We start from the raw sequence: 2,097 nt of genomic DNA, 5'->3' as shown, positions 1-2,097 counted from the left end.
AATAACAAAAAGAGAACAAGAAATACATAAATTAGAAGAAGAGATTAGAGCTTTAGAAAATATTTTAAAAGAAAAAGAAGAAAAGCTAAAGAATGCAGAACAGCAGTACATTCTTGAACTTCAAAGAATAGCAAGCATGACCAAAGATGAAGCAAAAGCAGAGCTTATGAAGAAAGTTGAAGAAGAAGCTAAGCTTGAGGCTGCTAAATTAATGAGAGAGATAGAAGAAGAGGCAAGAAAGCAGGCAGAAAAAGAAGCTAAATGGAACCTTGTGACGGCAATACAAAGATTAGCACCGGAAGTAACAACATCTTATACTGTCTCCGTAGTTGACCTTCCAAGCAATGACATAAAAGGAAGAATCATCGGAAGAGAAGGAAGAAATATAAGAGCTTTTGAGCTTGCAACAGGTGTTGACTTAATCATTGATGATACACCGGATATAGTAACAATATCATCTTTTGACCCATTAAGAAGAGAGATAGCAAAAATAGCTTTAGAAAGACTTATAGCAGATGGAAGAATCCATCCGGGAAGAATTGAAGAAGTTGTTGAAAAAGTGAAAGAAGAAATGGATCAGCACATAAGAAAGCTTGGAGAAGAAGCATGTCTGGAACTTGGATTTACTGATGTCCATCCTGAACTTTTCTACTACATTGGAAAATTAAATTACAGAACATCTTATACACAAAATGTACTGCTTCATACAAAAGAGGTTGCATACTTAGCAGGTATGATGGCTGCAATGCTTGGGCTTGATGAAAAGAAAGCGAGAAGAGGTGGGCTTATGCATGATATAGGAAAAGCAATATCCCATGAAGTTGGCGGAGCTCACTCTAAGGTTGGTGCTGAGATTGCTAAAAGATATGGAGAACCTGACTATGTGATAAACGCCATCCTTTACCATCATGGAGACGAGCCGGCAAGGTACCCAGAGGCGGTATTAGTTGCTGCTGCTGATGCACTTTCTGCTGCAAGACCCGGAGCAAGAAGAGAAGTATTACAATCTTACATAAATAGACTTGAAAAGATAGAGGCTATAGTCAATTCGTTTGAAAATGTAGAAAAATCTTTTGCAATCCAAGCAGGTAGAGAAGTTAGAGTTATCGTCAATGCAGAAAAACTTTCTGATGAAGAAGCATACTTACTTACAAAAGAAATTGCTAGAAGAATAGAAAACGAGCTTGACTTCCCAGGACAGATAAAAGTAGTAACAATCAGAGAATCAAGATTTGTTGAAGTGGCAAAGTAAAATAGATTAATCTTAAAAACATACCATGGGGTGAGAGATTAGTGGTTTTTATAGAATTTAAGAAGGAGATCCTTCGGCCTCAGGATGACGGAAAGCCCGCCAACAGTGTCATTCTGAGCGTAAGCGAAGAATCTCCTAATTTTATTGAATTTCTCACCCGACGTATTTTAAAAACATTTAGTAAGAATTCTGTTTAAGATAAGAGTGCTATAGAAATTCTCGTAAGTTTACCTTGTCCGTTATACTGAGGCTATAAAGCCGAAGGATCTCCTCCTTTAGAGAAGGTGAGAAAGTGAGTAAGTGAGGGGTGAATTTAAGAGATTCTTCATTGTAACTGCAGAATGACAATGTTGATTTTTGCAAGCAGTTTCATTTAATGTTTTTCTCAATCAATTCCTTTGGGCTTTTCTTTACTTTTACAAGCTTTGTTCCTTCCGGTGTTTCTATTACCATATATTTTTCACCATTCTCTTTTTGAATATAACCAACGGTTGCTTCCAAGCCCATAAAAGGTCCTATATCTGAAAGTGGGGGTAAATCTACTTTTCCTGCATAAGAAAATCCTATGTTTAATAATGTCAATAAAATTAAAGTTTTTTTCATAATGTATCCTCCATAGCTACCGCTCACATCTCATGCAACACGTTTAACTTTAAATCATTCTGGTAAATAATAAACTGCAAGTTTTACCACTCCGGTTAACAAACCACCTTCTTTTCTTATAGAAACATTCTCTGTACTTATAAATCTTTCAGATTTTGCTATTTCATCTAAAAAGTTTTTTATAGAATTAAAATTTCCAGAAACATTTACAGTAATGTTAATTTTTTTTAGCTTTATAGCGT

3 protein-coding genes are annotated in these 2,097 nt (G+C 35.5%); 1 reads left to right on the top strand and 2 read right to left on the bottom strand.

From position 1 onward, the window contains the following. On the top strand, window positions 1-1,252 hold a 1,252-nt coding region (gene rny / locus SULYE_RS07825), incomplete at its 5' end, for a ribonuclease Y (RefSeq protein WP_007548240.1). Between the two features lie 369 nt (window positions 1,253-1,621). Here rny and SULYE_RS07820 read toward each other — a convergent pair. Together SULYE_RS07820 and pilO are read right to left on the bottom strand one after the other, a co-directional pair. Further along, window positions 1,622-1,855, bottom strand: coding sequence for a hypothetical protein (locus SULYE_RS07820; RefSeq protein WP_007548239.1), 234 nt, complete (start codon window positions 1,853-1,855; stop codon window positions 1,622-1,624). Window positions 1,856-1,909: 54 nt separating this feature from the next. Beyond that, on the bottom strand, window positions 1,910-2,097 hold a 188-nt coding region (gene pilO / locus SULYE_RS07815), incomplete at its 5' end, for a type 4a pilus biogenesis protein PilO (protein ID WP_007548238.1).

The sequence above is a fragment of the Sulfurihydrogenibium yellowstonense SS-5 genome, assembly GCF_000173615.1.
Classification (GTDB): domain Bacteria; phylum Aquificota; class Aquificia; order Aquificales; family Hydrogenothermaceae; genus Sulfurihydrogenibium; species Sulfurihydrogenibium yellowstonense.
Note: the sequence above shows the minus strand (reverse complement) of the source record. Positions and strands in the feature narration are given on the sequence as shown.

Excerpts from the sequence above, each read along its gene's own strand:
- SULYE_RS07820 (WP_007548239.1), bottom strand. The coding sequence starts at position 1,855 with ATGAAAAAAACTTTAATTTTATTGACATTATTAAACATAGGATTTTCT.